Origin of the sequence: Priestia endophytica, from assembly GCF_026790145.1 — a bacterium.
GTDB classification, from domain to species: domain Bacteria; phylum Bacillota; class Bacilli; order Bacillales; family Bacillaceae_H; genus Bacillus_I; species Bacillus_I endophytica_A.
This window is the reverse complement of the sequence record NZ_JALAMS010000022.1, coordinates 26252-46225: the sequence shown is the minus strand read 5'-3', so window position 1 is coordinate 46225 and position 19974 is coordinate 26252. Positions and strand designations below refer to the sequence as shown.

Genomic DNA, 19974 nt, shown 5'->3' with positions numbered 1-19974 from the left:
CCTCTCTTTTTTTTATTTTGAAGACTCTAAGTTATCTTGAATTTCTTTAATAATTTGTTCTGCACCTTCACGGCTTAAGATTAGACGACCGTTAGCAATTTGCATGTTATCGTCAGAAACTTCACCTGTTACTTGGCAAGTCATGTTTGGTTTGTACTTTTTAAGGATAATGCGGTCCTCATCCACATAAATTTCAAGAGCATCCTTTTCAGCAATACCAAGTGTACGACGTAATTCGATTGGAATTACCACACGACCCAATTCATCAACTTTACGAACAATACCTGTAGATTTCATAATTAGTTTCTCCTCCCATGAATAAGCTTTCTCTATATAATTTCGTCAATATTCGACATTTTCTTCTCTGATTTATCATATCAGGATTTCCAAAAGCAGTCAATAATTTATTTCGAAATTGAGCTAATTTATTTAAAAAAAGCTAATTTCAGCAAAAACAGGATATTTAAAGGGGTAAAGTACCTTATTAGGATTAAAATTGTTTAAAATAAGCCTAATATTTACTTTAATTATATTTTATTGAATTAAGCAAAGTTTGACAAGAAATATGCGTATTTCGACATTAAACGACAAAGTTGGTTTTTTAAAATTACCGTTAAAACAAAATGAAAGGAGAGGTGTATCTTTAAAGAAAGTAGGAGAGGATGATAAGGGACTATCTCTTATAAAGAAAGCTAGCTTAATTCTATTGAAGATACCCCTTTTAAAAAGCATTGAGAAAATAGTAATATAGTATATAGAAGAAATTTATTTCATTCATATAAAAGTGAGAAAACTTTCTCAATGCCGGCAAAGGAAAAAAGCGTAGAGAAAGAGCTTTATGTGTGCGCTTTTACTTTTTCTATGATATAACACTCGTATCTAGACGGCTCATAAATACATTCGACATTATATTGATAAAGAAATTAATGGAGGTTTGACGACATATGACAGAGCAGAAACAAAGTTTTTACATTACGACCCCTATCTATTATCCAAGCGGTAACCTGCATATTGGACATGCTTATACGACAGTAGCTGGGGATGCAATGGCTCGCTATAAACGTTTAAAGGGATTTGACGTATATTATCTTACAGGAACAGATGAGCATGGACAAAAAATTCAGCGTAAAGCAGAAGAGCAAGGGATTACTCCTATTGAGTATGTAGACAATATTGTATCTGGTATTAAATCTCTTTGGAGTAAATTGGATATTTCATATAATGACTTTATCCGTACAACAGAAGAACGCCATAAAATTGTTGTTGAAAAGATTTTTGATCAACTTGTAAAACAAGGAGACATCTATTTAGATGAATATGAAGGATGGTACTGTACTCCTTGTGAATCATTCTTTACAGATCGTCAGCTTGAGGATGGAAAATGTCCAGATTGTGGCCGTCCAGTAGAGAAGGTTCGAGAAGAATCTTATTTCTTTAAAATGAGTAAATATGCAGATCGTTTACTACAATTTTATGAAGAAAATCCAACGTTCATTCAACCAGAATCTCGTAAAAATGAAATGATCAATAACTTTATTAAACCAGGTCTTGAAGATTTAGCGGTTTCTCGTACAAGCTTTGAGTGGGGAATTAAAGTTCCAAACAATCCTAAGCATGTTGTGTACGTATGGATTGATGCTCTATCAAACTATATTACAGCACTTGGCTATGGAACAGATGATGATACAAAATACCAAAAATATTGGCCAGCAAACGTTCATCTTGTTGGAAAAGAAATTGTACGTTTCCATACTATTTATTGGCCAATTATGTTAATGGCATTAGATTTACCATTGCCAAACAAAGTATTTGCACATGGTTGGTTATTAATGAAAGATGGAAAGATGTCAAAATCAAAAGGAAATGTTGTTGATCCTGTTACTCTTATTGATCGCTATGGATTAGATGCATTACGCTATTATCTATTACGTGAAGTTCCATTTGGTTCTGATGGAGTCTTTACACCAGAGGGATTTGTTGAGCGTACAAACTTTGATTTAGCAAACGACTTAGGAAATCTTGTGAACCGTACAATTGCGATGATTAACAAGTATTTTGATGGTGAAATCCCGGCTTACAGTGGACCTGTAACAGAATTTGATGAAACTCTTTCTGCATTCCAAAAACAAACGGTTACAAAATATGAAGAAGCAATGGAAAAAATGGAGTTCTCTGTTGCTCTAACAGCTCTATGGCAATTTGTAAGCCGTACGAATAAGTATATTGATGAAACACAGCCATGGGTTCTTGCAAAAGAAGAGGATAAAACGAATCTTGCATCTGTTATGGCTCATTTGGCAGAATCTATCCGTCATATGGCGATTCTTTTACAACCTTTCTTAACTCAAGCACCGAAAGGCATTTTTGCTCAGCTTGGACTTGAAGATGAGAAACTTCAAGCATGGGAAAGCCTTCAACAATTTGGAGCAATCCCACCAGGTGTAAAAGTAGTGAAAAAAGGGCAGCCTCTTTTCCCACGTTTAGATGTGGAAGCTGAGGTAGCTTATATTAAAGAGCAAATGCAGGGCAGCGCTCCAGCTCCAAAGGAAGAGAAGAAAGACAAGACAGAAGAAAAGCAGGAGAGCTCAGAAATCACAATTGATGATTTTATGAAAGTGGATCTTCGTGTTGCTCAAGTTCTAAAAGCAGAACCTGTTAAAAAAGCAGATAAGCTACTAAAAATTCAACTTGATCTTGGCTATGAACAGCGTCAAGTTGTGTCAGGTATTGCAAAGTTTTATAAACCTGAAGATTTGGTAGGGAAAAAAGTTATTTGTGTAACTAACTTAAAACCTGTTAAACTTCGCGGAGAACTTTCACAAGGTATGATTTTAGCAGGAGAGGAAAACGGCATATTGTCTCTAGCTTCTGTTGATCAAACACTAGAAAATGGTGCCCGTGTGAAGTAAAGATGAATCAGCCTCTTCAATTTTTGAAGAGGCTCCTTTTTTACTTTAAAATAGACGTAGTTTCATGTGAAACGAAAAAGATAGAAGAGGTGTTAATTTTGTTATTTGATACACATGTTCACTTAAATGCAGATCAATTTGATGAAGACTTAGAAGAAGTGATTAATCGAGCTCTTGAAGCAGATGTTAAGCAAATGGTTGTTGTTGGATTTGATCGTCCAACAATTACAAAAGCAATGGAGCTTGTAGAAAAATATGATTTCCTGTATGCAAGCGTTGGTTGGCACCCTGTTGATGCAATTGATATGAAAGATGAAGATTTAGAATGGATTGAAGAGCTAGCAGCACATCCAAAAGTTGTAGCAATCGGAGAAATGGGATTAGATTATCATTGGGATAAGTCGCCAAAAGATGTACAAAAAGAAGTTTTTCGTCGTCAGGTTCGTTTAGCTCGTAAAGTAAATCTTCCTATCATCATTCATAATCGTGAAGCAACAGAAGATGTGGTCGAGATTTTAAAAGAAGAGAAAGTTGAAGAAGTTGGCGGGATTATGCACTGCTTTAGTGGAAGTCTTGAAACAGCTAAACAGTGTATAGATATGAACATGCATATCTCATTTGGTGGACCGGTTACATTTAAAAATGCAAAAAAACCGAAAGAAGTTGCAGCAGAGATCCCACTTGATCGATTATTAATCGAAACAGACTGTCCTTATCTTGCTCCACACCCAAATCGTGGAAAGCGAAATGAACCGAGTTACGTTACACTTGTAGCTGAACAAATTGCTGAATTAAGAGGTATTAGTTACCAAGAGCTAACAGAAAAAACAACTGAGAATGCCCAAAAATTATTCGGCATAAATCGATAAATTTTTTAACACTTCTTAAACAGAGCTGTCCGTAAACTCAATGTTTAAAAAGGGTTCTACTCGTCTCCTTCTTCTCATAGGATAATCTTGTCGACAAGTTGTTCTTCCATTCCACTAGCCTTTTAGACATAATATACTATATCCCTAGCATGGTTAGCGGAGGGTTGACAAGTTGTAGAGGACTCTATATAATCTTCGCGAGAGAAGGAGGCGTTTTTCATCGTGTTAAGAAGTATGAAGAAGCTGTTACCTAATCCTACTCTAAACAAAAGGTTTTTGACGATTGCAGTGAGTATCGCAGCCTTTTTATGTTTAGTAGGATTCGCCGGTTTTAAGGCGAGCCAAACTTCTGTTTCTTTCAGCGCAGACGGCAAAAAAGAGAAATTAAGGACAAATGCCGATACAGTAGAAGAATTGCTGGAAGAACAACATATCAAAGTCAAGGATCAAGATTATCTATCACATAAATTATCAACACATCTTAAGGAAGGGATGAACGTATCTTGGATACCATCTCGACCCATACAGTTGACTATTGATGACAAGAAGGAAAAGGTATGGACAACAGCGGATACAGTAGAAGGATTATTAAAACAAGAAGGAATAAAGTTGAACGAACATGACCAAGTAAGTCCTAGCCTTAAGAAAGGGATTGAAAAAAACGATCAAGTTCAAATCAACAAAGCCTTTCAATTCACTTTCAACTATAAAGGAGAAACAAAGAAAGTGTGGTCAACTTCGACTACGGTCGCTGACTTTTTAGCCCATCATAAAATACAAAAGGACGATATGGATCAAGTGAATCCAAGTTTATCTACTAAAGTCGAACCAGGTATGAATGTAACGTATACAGATATTGAAAAAGTCACCGATGTAGTGGAAGAACCAGTGAATCATGCTGTTGTAAAAAAAGAAGACCCAACGCTGCCTAAAGGACAAGAGAAGGTTCTTAAAGAAGGACAAGATGGGGTTGTAAAGAAGGAATATGAGATTACGAAAGAAAACGGTCAAAATGTTTCGAAAGAGCTATTAACAGAAGAGCCTTTAAAAGAGAAACAGGACCGTGTTATTGCTGTTGGTGCAAAAGTTGATAAACCAGTTTCCCAGACAGCTGGTGTCGTAAATGTGTCTTCAAAAGGACAGTCTGGAAAAGAAATTACGGTTTCAGCAACAGCATATACAGCTTCATGTAATGGGTGTTCAGGTACAACAGCAAACGGCATGAATTTAAAAGCAAACCCAAATGCAAAAGTTATTGCTGTTGATCCGAACGTTATACCACTTGGAAGTAAGGTATATGTAGAAGGTTATGGATATGCAACAGCTGCAGACACAGGTGGAGCTATTAAAGGTCACCGAATTGATGTGTTTTTTGCTGATAAATCACAGGCCTATAAATGGGGTCGTCGAAATATAACTGTCCGAGTTGTAAATTAATATATAATAGTTGAAAGATGCAGAGGGGATTTTTCTCCTCTGTCTTTTTTAGGTTAAAATAAGGTATGTTCTAATATATAAGACGAAACAGTTTAAAGAAAGTTTCACCATATGGAGGAAAAAATGAAAATCAAAGAAATTATTGTTGTTGAAGGAAGAGATGATACTACGGCTGTACAACAAGCTGTTGAAGCAGATACAATTGAGACTAATGGTTCCGCTATTAATAAAGCTACCATTGCAAAAATTAAACTTGCTCAAGAAACAAGAGGTGTTATCGTATTCACAGATCCTGATTATCCAGGAGAGCGGATACGTAAAATTATTAGTGAACATGTTAAAGGATGTAAGCATGCCTTTTTACCAAAACAGCAAGCAAAGCCGAAGAAAGGGAGAGGTCTTGGTGTTGAACATGCTTCAAGAAAAGATATTCGTGCTGCTCTTCAAAATGTGTATGAAGAATTTATTGATATTGAGGAAGAGATTACACATCAAGATCTTATGATTGCAGGTTTGATTGGCGGTAGTACAGCAAAAAAAAGAAGAGAAATACTAGGGCAGTTTCTGAAGATTGGTTATGCAAATGGAAAACAGCTGCATAAACGACTTCTCATGTTTCAAATTACAAAAGAACAATTCAAAGAAGCAATGGTACGTGTGCTAGAGGAGGAAAAGTAAGATGAAAGATATCGCAACCCCATCGAGAACAAATGAGATATTAAAAAAATACGGATTCACATTTAAAAAAAGTTTAGGTCAAAATTTCCTTATAGATCCTAATATTTTAACAAGTATTGTTCGTTATGCAGAGCTTGATGATAAAAAAGGTGCAATTGAGATTGGACCGGGAATTGGAGCATTAACAGAGCATTTGGCAAGGACTGCGAAGAAGGTTGTAGCCTTTGAAATTGATCAACGTTTGCTTCCTATTCTAGATGAAACATTAGCTCCTTATGATAACGTGGAAGTCTTGAACCAAGATGTTCTAAAGGCAGATCTCAAAAGTGTATTAGAAGAACAGTTTGCAGGAATAGAAGATATTATGGTTGTAGCAAACCTTCCTTACTATGTGACAACTCCTATTTTGATGAAACTATTAGAAGAAGAGCTTCCGCTCGAAGGTATTGTTGTTATGCTTCAAAAAGAAGTCGGAGACCGCATTTCGGCTAAACCTAGTACAAAAAGTTATGGATCTCTTTCAGTAGCTATTCAATACTATTCTGAACCTGAAACAGTTATGACAGTGCCAAAAACGGTATTTAACCCACAACCAAACGTTGATTCATCTGTTATTCGCTTAAAAATGCGTAAGACTCCGCCTGTTGAACTTGATGATTCAGCTTATTTCTTTACGGTCGTTCGTGCTTGTTTTGGACAACGTCGTAAAACAATATTGAATAATTTAACAAATAATTTAGAAGACGGAAAGAAATATAAAAAAGAAATTGAAGAGGCTCTTCAATCTACAAATATTGATCCAAAACGTCGAGGAGAAACATTGACAATTGAAGAGTTTGCTCTTTTAAGTAATACGTTAAAACGCACGATTGGATAAAAATAACGAGTAGGCAATCACCTTTTCCACTCATGTTCATACTCTATGGTTAGATAAGTTTGTTTTAACAAATCGACTTTGAGGCTGTGACGGAGTGAATAACATGAATATTAATGTTGGTGATATCGTTGCAAGATCTTCTTATAACAGAGATGTGCTATTTAGAGTAATTGATATTCAGAGAGGAATTGCTGTTTTATATGGAGAAGAAGTGAGGCTAGTGGCGGATGCTCCACTTGATGACCTAGAAGCAGTTCAGAAGCAAGAGTATATGGATAGAAAGTCCAAAGAAGAGCAGCGCATCCAGCGCTCTTTTTCCCTTATTAAACAAGATTATGAACTAACACGAGAGCAAAGTGAATATGAAGCAACAAATGGGTATGAGGAAGAAAAACGTTTTTTTCAACTTCCAGGCAAAGTGCTTCACGTCGACGGAGATGCTAGCTACTTACAAAAGTGTTTAATTTTTTATGAAAAGCTTAACATTCCTGTTTATGGAGTGCATTGCTTGGAGAAGGAAATGCCTCAAAAAGTCCCTGCTTTAATTGACGAAATACGTCCTGACATCCTTGTTATTACAGGGCATGATGCTTATTCTAAATCAAAGGGAAAAAAAGGGGAAATTGAGGCCTATAGACACTCAAAACATTTTGTGGAGACAGTGCATAAAGTGCGCAAAAGAGTTCCTAATTTAGATCAGCTTGTTATCTTTGCAGGGGCTTGTCAATCACACTTTGAGTCCCTTATTGGAGTTGGAGCAAATTTTGCAAGTTCTCCCTCTCGAGTAAACATTCATGCTCTAGATCCTGTGTATATTGTGGCTAAAATTAGCTTTACACCCTTTACTGAGCGCATTCGGGTATGGGATGTATTACGCAATACGTTGACAGGGGAAAAAGGAATAGGTGGGATAGAAACAAAAGGTCTTCTTCGTACTGGTATGCCTTATAATATCTTAGAAGAATAAGTCCTCTCAGGCTGTATGCCTAGGGGACTTTTTTTGTACATAAATTTTGAAAAATAGAAAATAATAATTTTGATAGGATATAGGCGAAATACATATTGACAATATCTATGTACAATTGTTATAATTTTAAATTTGACTCATTGCACAATACGTGCTATAATGAAGTCAGCGAGGTGGATAGCATGGGAAAAACTTTGGCAGAGATTAAGCAAACATTGGATTTGCAATTGGGAAAGCGCCTTACTTTAAAAGCAAATGGTGGAAGAAGAAAAACCATTGAACGTTCTGGGGTTTTAACAGAAACATATCCGTCTGTTTTTATCGTAGAGCTAGACCAGGCTGAAAACTCTCTTGAGCGAGTGTCTTATAGCTACACAGATATTTTAACGGATACGGTTCAACTAAAGTTCTTTGAAGATCCAGCTAACGGTTTAGCATAGCATAAGCGGGCAGTAAACTTTTGTTTGCTGCTTTTTATTTTGTTCTTCTTGTACATACTAAAACAAGACATCCCTTTGATGTCTATGAGCGCAGTTTTGAAGGAGGGTTAGTATGGCTAGAAGACCAATACTTTCGAATAAAGCAAAAGAGGAAATAGCAAAAGAACTTGGGTTCTATGATACTGTAAAAGAACAAGGGTATGGAGCCATAACTTCGAAGGATGCAGGAAACATTGTGAAAAGGGCAGTCGAGATTGCAAAAGCAGGGCTCAATAAACAAGTATAAATTGGAAAGAAAGAGAAAAAGTCAAAGCGATGCGCTTTGGCTTTTTTGTGTAGGCACGAATTTGTCGAATTAAAGACATTCAAATTGTATAATTTATGATAAAATAGCCTTAAACTTGTAGTACGTGGAGTAGGTGAAGAGAATGAAGCTTTCAATGAAAGCACCAGCAAAAATAAATTTATCATTAGATGTATTAGGCAAACGTCCTGATGGGTTTCACGAAGTAGAAATGATTATGACTACAATTGATCTTTCAGATCGAATTGAGCTTGAAGATAGATATGATGGAAAAATATATGTTTCTTCTCACAATCGATATGTACCAGATGATCAGCGGAATTTAGCTTATCAGGCAGCTCAACTATTGAAAGAGCGCTTCAAAGTTTCAAGAGGGGTAACGATTACAATCACAAAAATTATCCCTGTTGCAGCAGGATTAGCTGGAGGAAGCAGTGATGCAGCCGCTACTTTAAAAGGACTAAACCGTTTATGGAATTTAGGTTTGTCAGTAGATCAGTTAGCTGAAATTGGAGCAGAGATTGGTTCTGATGTTTCATTTTGCGTATACGGAGGAACAGCTCTTGCAACAGGTCGCGGAGAAGTGATTCAACATATTGATCATCCTCCAAAGTGTTGGGTAGTATTAGCAAAACCTGAACTCGGGGTTTCAACCGCAGAAGTTTACCGTAACTTGAATCTGAAAAACATCGAGCATCCTGATGTACATGGAATGGTTGATGCATTAAAAGAGAAAGATTACGATAAAATGTGTAACCTTGTTGGAAATGTATTGGAAACTGTAACATTAAATCTTTATCCAGAAGTATCTCAGATTAAAGAACAGATGATTAAATTTGGCGCAGATGCTGTTTTAATGAGCGGAAGTGGTCCCACTGTTTTTGGTCTTGTTCAATATGATTCTCGTATGCAACGTGTGTACAACGGATTGAAAGGTTTTTGCGATAAAGTGTACGCTGTACGCATCATAGGAGAAAGAGTAGTTGATTAAAACCGTATCATAGTGTTATATTTACTTTAAAACATACGGATTTTAGGAGGAAGAGATGAAGTTTAGACGCAGTGGACGACTTATTGATATGACTCATTATTTTCTTCAGCATCCAAGACGGCTTATTCCATTAACATACTTTGCCGATAAGTATAAATCAGCAAAATCATCTATTAGTGAAGACATGGTTATTGTCAAACAAACTTTTGAACAGCAAGGCATCGGAACATTGATTACGCTTCCAGGAGCTGCGGGAGGCGTGAAATTCATTCCAAAAACATCAAAAGAAGAAGCGAAAGCTTTTGTTGATGATTTGTGCGAAATGATTGAAAGCCCTGAACGTTTACTTCCTGGTGGCTACTTATATTTAACAGATATCTTAGGTAACCCAAAAGTTGTAAACAAAATTGGACGTTTGTTTGCTTCGACTTTTGCGAATCGAGATATCGATGTTGTAATGACAGTAGCTACAAAAGGAATTCCGCTTGCATATGCTGTTGCTCAATATTTAAACGTACCTGTTGTAATTGTACGTAAGGATAGTAAAGTAACAGAAGGTTCAACAGTGAGCATTAATTATGTTTCAGGATCTTCTAAGCGCATTCAAACAATGCTGCTTGCTAAAAGAAGCTTAAGCATTGGGTCTCGCGTTCTTATTATTGATGATTTTATGAAAGCAGGCGGGACTGTAAATGGAATGATAAGCTTGCTTGAAGAATTTCAGGCTACAGTTGAAGGCATTGGCGTTCTTGTCGAATCAGAAGACATTGAGGAACGTCTTGTTGATGAATATATTTCTCTTGTGAAACTTTGTGATGTTGATACAAGAGGAAAACAAGTAAGAGTAACAGAAGGCAATTACTTTCAATATTATTCATAAGAAACCTGAGGGGGAAAATGTATGCGCTACATACAAACAGATCAAGCACCACAAGCAATTGGACCATATTCACAAGGAATTATTGTAAATAATATGCTTTATAGCTCAGGACAAATCCCATTAAGAGCAGATGGAACACTTGTTGAAGGAAGTATTGAAGAGCAAACAGAACAAGTCTTTGCAAATCTTCAAGCGATTCTAGAAGAAGCAGGAGCTTCATTTGATACAGTTGTTAAAACAATGGTCTTTCTAGATGATATCAATGACTTTCAAGCTGTAAATGAAGTGTATGGCCGCTACTTTGCTGAACATAAACCAGCTCGTTCTTGTGTAGAAGTTGCGAACCTTCCTAAAGGAGTAGGAATTGAAATTGAAGTTATTGCTCTTGTAAAGTAAGAAAGCGAAGAAAAGCTCCCCACAAATTATAATTTGTAGGGAGCTTTTTTTGTTTTATCACCTTGAAAAGAAGAAAAATCCATGTATTTTTAAAATAATAAAAGATAATGGTCTATTTTTTCTGATTTTTAGGAAAAATTTTTGTAGAAGAGAAGGAGATTAGAAAATTCTGTGGAATTATTATGGTAAAGCTTCATGAAAAGGTGGTGAACAGGATGGAAGTAACTGACGTAAGATTACGCCGTGTTAACACAGACGGACGTATGCGAGCTATCGCTTCAATCACATTGGACAACGAGTTCGTAGTACATGATATTAGAGTCATCGATGGAAATAACGGATTGTTTGTAGCTATGCCAAGCAAACGCACTCCAGATGGAGAGTTCCGTGATATTGCCCATCCAATCAACTCAACTACTCGAGGTAAAATTCAAGATGCTGTTTTAGCAGAATATCACCGATTAGGTGAACTAGAAGTTGAATTTGAAGAAGCAGGAGCTTCATAATGATATTTAAAAAGAGCCTATGTTTATAGGCTCTTATTTTTGGTTTTTTCCTCCAAAATCTTCTTGTAACCCCTTTCTTCACAAAAAACTCTGTAAAAAATATGTACTTTTCATCGTTTTCTTGAAATACCTTCATATTTGAGATATATTTTTAATGGATAAAAAGGACAAACTGGAGGTCCATTATGACAAATAGATATGCGGTTATATTGGCTGCTGGGCAAGGAACAAGGATGAAATCATCTCTTTATAAGGTGTTGCACCCTGTATGTGGGAAACCTATGGTTGAACATGTTGTAGATCAGCTAAGAACCCTAAACCTTGACAGCATTGTAACAATTGTTGGGCATGGTGCAGAAATGGTGAAAACACAGCTTGGTGATCGTAGCCTTTATGCACTACAGGAAGAACAGCTTGGAACGGCTCATGCAGTAATGCAGGCAGATTCAGTTTTGAAAGATAAGAAAGGAACAACGATTGTTGTTTGTGGAGACACACCGCTTATTACAAGCGAAACAATTGAAGCTGTTCTAAATTATCATGATCAAAACGAAGCAAAAGCAACAATTCTAACAGCACACACGGATAATCCAACAGGATATGGTCGTATTGTCCGCAATGAAGAAGGTCATGTTTTAAAGATTGTGGAACACAAAGATGCAACAGAGCAAGAGAGAGAAATTGGTGAAATCAATACTGGAACGTATTGCTTTGACAATGAATTCTTATTTTCTGTGCTTTCTCAAGTATCAAATGATAATGTTCAGGGAGAATATTACTTACCTGACGTTGTTGAGATTCTTCAATCAAAAGGTGAAAAAGTGTTAGCATATCAAACAGATAATTTTGCGGAAACACTAGGTGTTAATGATCGCTACGCACTTTCACAAGCAGAAGCTACAATGCGCGCGCGTATTAATAAGAAACATATGTTAAATGGGGTTACAATTCAAGACCCTGCAAACACATATATTTCAGCTGACGCAGAAATTAGCCGTGATACAGTTCTATTACCTGGCGTTGTAATTAATGGTAAAGTATCAATTGGCGAACGCAGCGTTATTGGACCACACTCTGAATTGAAAGACTGCCAAATTGGTGAAGAAACAATAATTCGTCAATCAGTTGTGCACGATAGTGAAGTAGGTAATAAAGTAAATATTGGTCCTTTTGCTCACATTCGTCCTCAATCTTCAATTGGTGATGAGGTACGTGTAGGCAATTTTGTAGAGATTAAGAAAGCTACTTTTGGTAAAGGAAGCAAAGCTTCTCACTTAAGCTATATTGGTGATGCAGAAGTTGGCAAAGATGTGAACCTTGGTTGTGGTTCAATCACTGTAAATTATGATGGGAAAAATAAATTCTTAACCAAGATCGAAGACGGTGCTTTTGTTGGGTGCAACTCTAACTTAATTGCTCCTGTTACAGTAGGAAGTGGAGCATATGTAGCGGCTGGTTCAACAATCACAGATGATGTACCAGGCGAAGCACTATCTATTGCTCGTGCGAAACAAGTGAATAAAGAAGGCTATGCAAATAAAATAAATAACAAAAAGTCCTAACGGAGGGTACTCATTATTATGTCAAGAGATTATACTTCTGAAAAAATTAAAGTTTTTTCCTTAAATTCAAATCCTGCTTTAGCAGAAGAAATTGCTAAAGTAATTGGAGTTGGGCTAGGGAAATGTTCGGTTACTCGTTTTAGTGATGGAGAAGTTCAAGTTAACATTGAAGAAAGTATTCGCGGCTGTGATGTTTTTATTGTTCAGTCTACGAGTGCACCTGTTAACGAACGACTAATGGAACTTCTTATTATGATTGATGCACTTAAGCGTGCAGCAGCTAAAACAATCACAATTGTTATCCCTTACTATGGTTATGCTCGTCAAGATCGTAAAGCTCGTGCTCGTGAGCCAATCACAGCTAAGCTTGTAGCAAACCTTCTTGAAACAGCAGGAGCGCATCGTGTGATTGCACTTGATTTACATGCTCCTCAAATTCAAGGTTTCTTTGACATCTTAATTGATCACCTTATGGCAGTACCTATCCTAGGAGAGTACTTTAAAGGAAAAGAGTTAGATGATATTGTAATCGTTTCTCCAGACCACGGCGGTGTAACAAGAGCAAGAAAGCTTGCAGATCGCTTAAAAGCTCCGATTGCGATTATTGATAAGCGTCGCCCACGTCCAAACGTAGCAGAAGTTATGAACATCGTTGGACAAGTTGAAGGAAAAACAGCAATCTTAATTGATGATATGATTGATACAGCAGGTACAATCACACTTGCTGCAAATGCACTTGTAGAAGCAGGAGCAACACAAGTTTATGCTTGTTGTACACACCCAGTGCTTTCAGGCCCTGCGATTGATCGTATCCAAAACTCTAAAATCAAAGAGCTTGTTGTTACAAACTCTATTGCACTTACAGACGAAAAGAAAATTGATAAAGTAACACAGCTATCTGTTGCACCTCTAATTGGAGAAGCAATTATTCGCGTTTATGAAGATCAATCTGTTAGTACACTTTTTGATTGATCTGTAATTGTATTTTACCTTTCATGTTTAGCAATCTTTAAAAAAGGGTATTTCTAATACTGTACACAAATAAAGAGAAACTAAAACATGGAAGGTGAAGTAGATTGAGTAATCAATTACAAGCACAAGTACGTGAAGATTTAAAACGTTCAGCAACTAGAAAATTACGTGAAAATGGCAGTGTTCCTGCTGTTGTATATGGATATAATCAAAATTCAAAGTCTATTTTTCTTGATTCTGTAGACTTCATTAAAACAATGCGTGAAGTAGGTCGAAACGGTGTGCTAACACTTGTTGTCGAGAAAGATAAGTTTCCTGTAATGCTACATGATGTTCAGGTTGATCCATTAAAAGATCAAGTTGTACATGCTGACTTTTATGTTGTAAACATGAAAGAAGAAGTAGATGCAGAAGTGACAATCTCTCTTGTGGGAGAGCCAGCAGGAGTTAAAGATGGCGGAGTGTTATCACAAGCATTAAACGAAATTTCAGTTCGGGCTCTTCCAAATGATGTTCCGTCTGTGATTGAAGTTGATGTATCTCATTTAAGCATCAACGACTCTATCACAATTTCGGACATTCCAAAAGAAGGCAAGTATGAAATTACAAATGAAGACTTAGAAGAAACAATTGCTTCTGTACTTCCTCCTCGACAAGTAGAGGAAGTTGAAGGTGAAACAGCAGCAGAAGAGTCAGAACAAACTGAAGAAGCAAAAGGTCAAGAATAAAAGTAAAAGACGTAACCTTTTAATGGTTACGTCTTTTGCTATGAACAAGTAACTGTAGCTAAAAGAGAAATGGTTAGTTACTTGTGTGGAAAGAGCCAATTTGTGCTAAAATAAAAGAAGCACAATAAACTTAATAATAGGTGAAAGGGGTACCAAAAGTTGAAAGTGATTGTAGGTTTAGGGAACCCTGGGAAACAATATGAGCGTACACGCCACAATATTGGATTTATGATTGTTGATGAACTCTCTGATCGTTTCAATATTCCTTTGAATCAAACAAAGTTTAATGGAATGTTTGGGATGGGGCATGTTCAAGGCGAAAAAGTATGCTTGTTAAAGCCTCTTACATATATGAATTTATCTGGCGAATCTCTTCGTCCGCTTATGGATTACTACGATGTGGAGATTGAAGATATTGTTGTTATCTATGATGATTTAGATTTACCAGCGGGTAAAATTCGTTTAAGGCAGAAGGGTAGCCCAGGAGGTCATAATGGAATTAAGTCCATTATTCAGCACGTACACACTGATCAATTCAAACGAGTTCGTGTTGGAATTGGTCGCCCTCAAACAAATATGAAGGTTGTTGATTACGTTCTTGGCCGATTTACAGATGATGAGATGATAAGCATGAAGGAAGCTATGGAACGTTCTATCCTAGCTTGTGAGAAATGGCTAAATGAACCGTTTTTAAATGTTATGAATACGTACAATAGCTAATAGAATAAGATATAGAGAACATGTCCATACTAAGGGTAAAATACTTAGGAGGACCTTTTATGTCTATTCACTATGTATGCAGACACTGCGGACATAAAGTAGGTACGTTAGAGGAAAAAGTCGTTGATACAGAGAAATTAGGATTTAATCATTTAACAAATGAGGAACGAACTTCGTTCATTCAATATGCAGAAGACGGAAGTATGTCAGTGAATGTAATTTGTGAAGATTGCCAAGAAGCTTTAGAACGAAATCCAGATTTTCATCAGTATTCAACATTTATACAGTAATACGCTTTGGTTGTAATATACCAAAGCATTTTCTATTTGAGTTACGTTGTTTTAAAGAGGAGGAGACGATGTTGCAAGGATTAAAGAGACACTTCGAGCATCATAAAGAAATCGAAGGAATTTTAAATGGAGTCCAAGAAGGAATTAAAGAGCAGCTTGTTACGGGGATCTCGGGTTCTGCACGCGCAGTATTGATGGCAAGTCTCTATGAAAAAGAGGAAGGGAAACGGCCTCTTTTAGTTGTAACCCATAACTTATATCAAGCACAGAAGGTACATGATGATCTTACAAATCTGTTACCTGAACAAGACGTATTTCTCTATCCTGTAAACGACGTACTTGCTTCAGAATTTGGTACGGCAAGTCCTGAATTAAGAGCACAGCGCTTAGAAGTGTTAAACTTCTGGAACAGAGAAGAAAAAGGAGTTGTTGTTGCTCCATTGCAGGGGATATTGCAACTTCTTCCACCTAAGTCCGTTTGGAATAAAAATCAGCTTACATTTCAAGTTGGTGTAGACATTGATGTAGAGTATGCTATTGCAAAGATTAACGGACTTGGTTATGAACGAGCTTCAATGGTTTCAACACCAGGAGAGTTTAGCGTACGCGGAGGCATTATTGATATTTACCCTCTTACAGAAGAAAATCCAGTCAGAATTGAATTGTTTGATACCGAGGTAGATTCAATTCGAACTTTCACAGCTGAAGAGCAACGTTCAGTAGATAAGCTAGAGAGCATTACAATTGGTCCTGCGACAGAACTACTTCTTACAGAAGAACAGCTTATTCAAGGGGCAAAGTCACTAGAAGCAGCTCTTTCGAAAACTTTAAAGAAAGTGAAGGATGAAACTGTAAAAGAGCAGCTTGTTGAAAAAGTTCAATATGAGATTGAACAGCTTAAAAATAAGCAGATTTTTGATGATGTCTCAAAATATTTTCATCTTCTTTATGAAGAACCAGCTAGTTTACTAGATTACCTACCTGAAAATGGTGCTGTGTTCTTCGATGAAATTACAAGAGTACATGAAGCATCAGAACAGTTAAAGAAAGATGAAGCTGATTGGGTTACAAATCAGCTTATGGTTGGAGAATTTGTACATGACGTCCCACTTTCTCACAACATGGCAACCCTTCTTCAAAAGCATAAAGCGCCATTTATCTATATGTCGTTATTTTTGAAGCATGTTCCAAATACAAGTCCGCAAAACATTGTAAATATCTCTTTTAAAGCAATGCAGCAGTTTCACGGGCAGATGAATTTGTTCAAGGGAGAAGTGGAGCGTTGGGTTAAAAATAACTTTACGATTGTTGTACTTGGTCCAACTTTGGAACGAGTAGATAAACTGGAGTCTGTTCTTCGCGACTATGATCTTGACTCTATTATTTTGAAAGAGGATTCTCAGCTTATTCCAGGCACAATTCAAATTGTAGAAGGTGATTTACAGTCTGGATTTGAGCTCCCAATGCAGAAGCTAGTTGTGATTACAGAAGAAGAGTTATTTAAGAAGCGTGTTAAAAAATCAAAGAGACGTCAAAAACTTTCAAATGCAGAGCGAATTAAAAGTTATTCAGAGCTTAATGTTGGTGATTATGTTGTTCACGTCAATCACGGGATCGGTAAATATCTAGGCATTGAAACGTTAGAAATCAACGGTCTTCACAAAGATTATCTGAACATCCGATATGAAGGCACAGATAAACTATACGTCCCTGTTGAACAGATTGACCAAGTACAGAAATATGTTGGTTCTGAAGGCAAAGAGCCTAAGCTCTATAAATTGGGCGGTAACGACTGGAAGAAAGTGAAGCGTAAAGTAGAGGCATCTGTTCAAGATATCGCAGATGATCTTATTAAACTTTATGCAGAACGTGAAGCAAGCAAGGGATATCCATTTGCTCCTGATAGTGATATGCAGCGTGCATTTGAGGCATCTTTCCCATATCAAGAAACAGAAGATCAACTGCGCTCAATTGCGGAAGTGAAAAAGGATATGGAACGCATCCGTCCTATGGATCGTCTTCTTTGTGGAGATGTTGGATACGGAAAGACCGAAGTTGCTATAAGAGCAGCATTCAAAGCCATTCATGAAGGAAAACAAGTGGCTTTTCTTGTGCCGACTACAATACTAGCTCAGCAGCACTATGAAACAATCCGTGAAAGATTTCAAGAATATCCAATAAATATTGGTCTTTTAAGCCGTTTTAGAACAAGAAAGCAGCAACAAGAAACAGCAAAAGGACTAAAATCAGGGGTTGTAGATATTGTAATTGGAACACATCGCTTGCTTTCTAAAGATATTAAGTATAAAGATTTAGGATTACTTATTATTGATGAAGAACAGCGCTTTGGCGTTACACATAAGGAAAAAATAAAACAGCTAAAAGCTAATATTGATGTTCTAACATTGACAGCAACGCCAATTCCAAGAACACTGCATATGTCGATGCTTGGAGTTCGTGATTTATCTGTTATTGAAACACCTCCTGAAAACCGTTTTCCTGTGCAAACTTATGTGCTTGAATATAACCCTCCACTTGTAAGGGAAGCAATTGAACGCGAACTTGCTAGAGATGGGCAAGTGTACTTCCTTTACAATCGTGTAGAAGATATTGAGCGTAAAGCAGAAGAAATCTCAAACCTTGTTCCTGATGCACGTGTTGCGTATGCACACGGTAAGATGAACGAAACGGAGCTTGAAGCAGCTGTGTTAAGTTTCTTAGAAGGAGAATATGACGTTTTAGTGAGCACAACTATCATTGAAACAGGTGTTGATATTCCAAATGTTAATACATTGATTGTACATGATGCAGATCGTATGGGCCTTTCACAGCTTTATCAGCTACGTGGACGTGTTGGTCGTTCAAATCGAGTTGCATATGCTTATTTCACATACCGTAAAGATAAAGCTCTAAGTGAAGTAGCTGAGCAAAGACTGCAAGCAATTAAAGAGTTTACGGAGCTTGGTTCTGGATTTAAGATTGCAATGCGTGATTTATCCATTCGTGGAGCAGGGAACTTACTAGGAGCCCAGCAGCATGGCTTTATTGACTCTGTTGGTTTTGATTTATACTCCCAAATGCTTAAAGAAGCAATTGAAGAGAGACAAGGCAGCGGTGAAGAAGAGAAAGTGGATGTTGAGATTAATATTAATCTTGATGCCTACATTCCAGATCAGTATATTGTAGACGGTAGAATGAAAATTGATATGTACAAACGATTCCGCGGTATTGAAAGTCTTGAAGATCTTGAAGATTTGAAAGAAGAAATGATTGATCGCTTTGGTGATTATCCTGCTGAAGTGGGCTACTTATTTAAAGTTGCTGAAATGAAAGTGTATGCAGCTGAGAATGGAGTAGAATCTGTTATGCAATCTAAGACAGAAATCTCTATTCTCCTAACTGAGAAGGCAAGTGCTGAGATTGATGGACAGAAGCTATTTCAGTTAGGAAATGAGTTTGGACGAATGATGGGGTTTGGTATGGAAGGAAACCGTGTCAAAGTTGTAGCGAATATAAACCGTCTAAAAGAAGCTGAATGGCTTCCAATGATTTTGAAATTCGTAAAAAATCTAAAAGATGTTCGAAAAGAACAAAAGGTGAAATCTGTCTAACTTTTTATGAACAAAGCACTCTTTCTAGAATGATACATTAATGACAAATATGACATTAAAATTAAAATATTACAAGTAGCCAATATTATGTTAACAACGATTGTCTTTCTGTTCAAAACACTCCATAATGGGGTAGTAATGACTAAATGTGGCATAAAATCGTATAAAACGTCGCTTTTTATAAAAAAACCAACTATTTACGTATAGAAGTTAATATGTGAAGGATACTAACTTCAACATTGGTGATAAATTCAACCATGACCAATTATTCATCATCTTATGAAAGTGAGGCTTTGTTTCATGAAAGCAACAGGTATAGTTCGCAGAATTGATGATTTGGGGCGTGTTGTAATCCCAAAAGAAATTAGAAGAACATTAAGGATTCGCGAAGGAGATCCACTTGAGATTTTCGTTGATCGCGATGGTGAAGTAATTTTAAAGAAATACTCACCAATCAGCGAATTAAGTGACTTTGCGAAAGAATACGCTGAAGCATTATATGACAGTTTAGGTAACCCAATCTTAGTTTGTGACCGAGATTACTTCATTGCAATTGCAGGAGCATCTAAAAAGGATTATCTGAACAAAAGTGTAGGTCAGCTTCTTGAGACAGCGATGGAAAATCGTAGTTCTACTATTGTTACAGAAGAGAAGACAATTGAGCTTGCAGACGGTCATGAAGAAAAAGTATCGTCATATACAATTGGACCTATTATTGCCAATGGAGACCCAATTGGAGCTGTCGTTATCTTCTCAAAAGAAGGAACAGTCTCAGAAATTGAGCACAAGGCTGTTCAGACAGCTGCTGGATTCCTTTCTCGTCAAATGGAACAATAA

20 protein-coding genes are annotated in these 19974 nt (G+C 36.8%); 19 read left to right on the top strand and 1 reads right to left on the bottom strand.

What is annotated here, in order from left to right; genetic code table 11:
- Positions 1–12 precede the first annotated feature (12 nt).
- The gene (locus MOC86_RS17965) at positions 13–297 is read right to left on the bottom strand and encodes an AbrB/MazE/SpoVT family DNA-binding domain-containing protein (protein WP_019395137.1); all 285 of its coding nucleotides are present in this window, start codon (positions 295–297) and stop codon (positions 13–15) included.
- A 647-nt stretch (positions 298–944) separates the two neighbouring features.
- Here MOC86_RS17965 and metG point away from each other — a divergent pair.
- From metG to spoVT, 19 genes are all read left to right on the top strand, one after another.
- The gene (gene metG / locus MOC86_RS17960; protein WP_268585366.1) at positions 945–2909 is read left to right on the top strand and encodes a methionine--tRNA ligase; all 1965 of its coding nucleotides are present in this window, start codon (positions 945–947) and stop codon (positions 2907–2909) included.
- 98 nt (positions 2910–3007) lie between these two features.
- Positions 3008–3778 carry a TatD family hydrolase gene (locus MOC86_RS17955; protein WP_268585365.1) on the top strand — a complete coding sequence of 257 codons (771 nt, stop codon included), beginning with the start codon at positions 3008–3010 and terminating at the stop codon, positions 3776–3778.
- A 222-nt stretch (positions 3779–4000) separates the two neighbouring features.
- On the top strand, positions 4001–5215 hold the full coding sequence (locus MOC86_RS17950) for a G5 and 3D domain-containing protein (RefSeq protein ID WP_268585364.1): 1215 nt from the start codon (positions 4001–4003) through the stop codon (positions 5213–5215).
- A gap of 123 nt (positions 5216–5338) precedes the next feature.
- Complete coding sequence (gene rnmV / locus MOC86_RS17945) at positions 5339–5893, top strand: ribonuclease M5 (RefSeq protein WP_268585363.1); 555 nt, start codon at positions 5339–5341, stop codon at positions 5891–5893.
- A 1-nt stretch (position 5894) separates the two neighbouring features.
- Positions 5895–6770, top strand: a complete 876-nt coding sequence (gene rsmA, locus MOC86_RS17940; protein ID WP_268585362.1) for a 16S rRNA (adenine(1518)-N(6)/adenine(1519)-N(6))-dimethyltransferase RsmA — start codon at positions 5895–5897, stop codon at positions 6768–6770.
- Between the two features lie 103 nt (positions 6771–6873).
- On the top strand, positions 6874–7737 hold the full coding sequence (yabG, locus tag MOC86_RS17935) for a sporulation peptidase YabG (RefSeq protein ID WP_268585361.1): 864 nt from the start codon (positions 6874–6876) through the stop codon (positions 7735–7737).
- Between the two features lie 182 nt (positions 7738–7919).
- Entirely contained in the window at positions 7920–8177 is a 258-nt protein-coding gene (gene veg, locus MOC86_RS17930; protein ID WP_019395129.1) for a biofilm formation stimulator Veg, read from the top strand.
- A gap of 112 nt (positions 8178–8289) precedes the next feature.
- Positions 8290–8463 carry a small, acid-soluble spore protein, alpha/beta type gene (locus MOC86_RS17925; RefSeq protein WP_019395128.1) on the top strand — a complete coding sequence of 58 codons (174 nt, stop codon included), beginning with the start codon at positions 8290–8292 and terminating at the stop codon, positions 8461–8463.
- 142 nt (positions 8464–8605) lie between these two features.
- On the top strand, positions 8606–9472 hold the full coding sequence (gene ispE, locus MOC86_RS17920) for a 4-(cytidine 5'-diphospho)-2-C-methyl-D-erythritol kinase (protein WP_019395127.1): 867 nt from the start codon (positions 8606–8608) through the stop codon (positions 9470–9472).
- Between the two features lie 55 nt (positions 9473–9527).
- Positions 9528–10352 (top strand): pur operon repressor, encoded by an 825-nt coding sequence (purR, locus tag MOC86_RS17915; protein WP_019395126.1) that lies wholly within the window; start codon positions 9528–9530, stop codon positions 10350–10352.
- A gap of 21 nt (positions 10353–10373) precedes the next feature.
- Positions 10374–10748, top strand: coding sequence for a RidA family protein (locus MOC86_RS17910; protein WP_040059949.1), 375 nt, complete (start codon positions 10374–10376; stop codon positions 10746–10748).
- A gap of 215 nt (positions 10749–10963) precedes the next feature.
- Entirely contained in the window at positions 10964–11254 is a 291-nt protein-coding gene (gene spoVG, locus MOC86_RS17905) for a septation regulator SpoVG (RefSeq protein ID WP_019395124.1), read from the top strand.
- A 185-nt stretch (positions 11255–11439) separates the two neighbouring features.
- Entirely contained in the window at positions 11440–12816 is a 1377-nt protein-coding gene (gene glmU, locus MOC86_RS17900) for a bifunctional UDP-N-acetylglucosamine diphosphorylase/glucosamine-1-phosphate N-acetyltransferase GlmU (protein ID WP_268585358.1), read from the top strand.
- An 18-nt stretch (positions 12817–12834) separates the two neighbouring features.
- Positions 12835–13788 (top strand): ribose-phosphate diphosphokinase, encoded by a 954-nt coding sequence (locus tag MOC86_RS17895; protein WP_019395122.1) that lies wholly within the window; start codon positions 12835–12837, stop codon positions 13786–13788.
- A 104-nt stretch (positions 13789–13892) separates the two neighbouring features.
- Positions 13893–14516 carry a 50S ribosomal protein L25/general stress protein Ctc gene (locus MOC86_RS17890; RefSeq protein ID WP_268585357.1) on the top strand — a complete coding sequence of 208 codons (624 nt, stop codon included), beginning with the start codon at positions 13893–13895 and terminating at the stop codon, positions 14514–14516.
- 159 nt (positions 14517–14675) lie between these two features.
- Complete coding sequence (gene pth, locus MOC86_RS17885) at positions 14676–15236, top strand: aminoacyl-tRNA hydrolase (RefSeq protein WP_268585355.1); 561 nt, start codon at positions 14676–14678, stop codon at positions 15234–15236.
- A gap of 59 nt (positions 15237–15295) precedes the next feature.
- Positions 15296–15526 (top strand): anti-sigma-F factor Fin family protein, encoded by a 231-nt coding sequence (locus MOC86_RS17880; RefSeq protein ID WP_046218470.1) that lies wholly within the window; start codon positions 15296–15298, stop codon positions 15524–15526.
- Positions 15527–15597: 71 nt separating this feature from the next.
- The gene (gene mfd, locus MOC86_RS17875) at positions 15598–19137 is read left to right on the top strand and encodes a transcription-repair coupling factor (RefSeq protein WP_326847738.1); all 3540 of its coding nucleotides are present in this window, start codon (positions 15598–15600) and stop codon (positions 19135–19137) included.
- A 300-nt stretch (positions 19138–19437) separates the two neighbouring features.
- A complete protein-coding gene (gene spoVT, locus MOC86_RS17870; protein ID WP_268585353.1) occupies positions 19438–19974 on the top strand; it encodes a stage V sporulation protein T in 537 nt (178 codons plus the stop codon).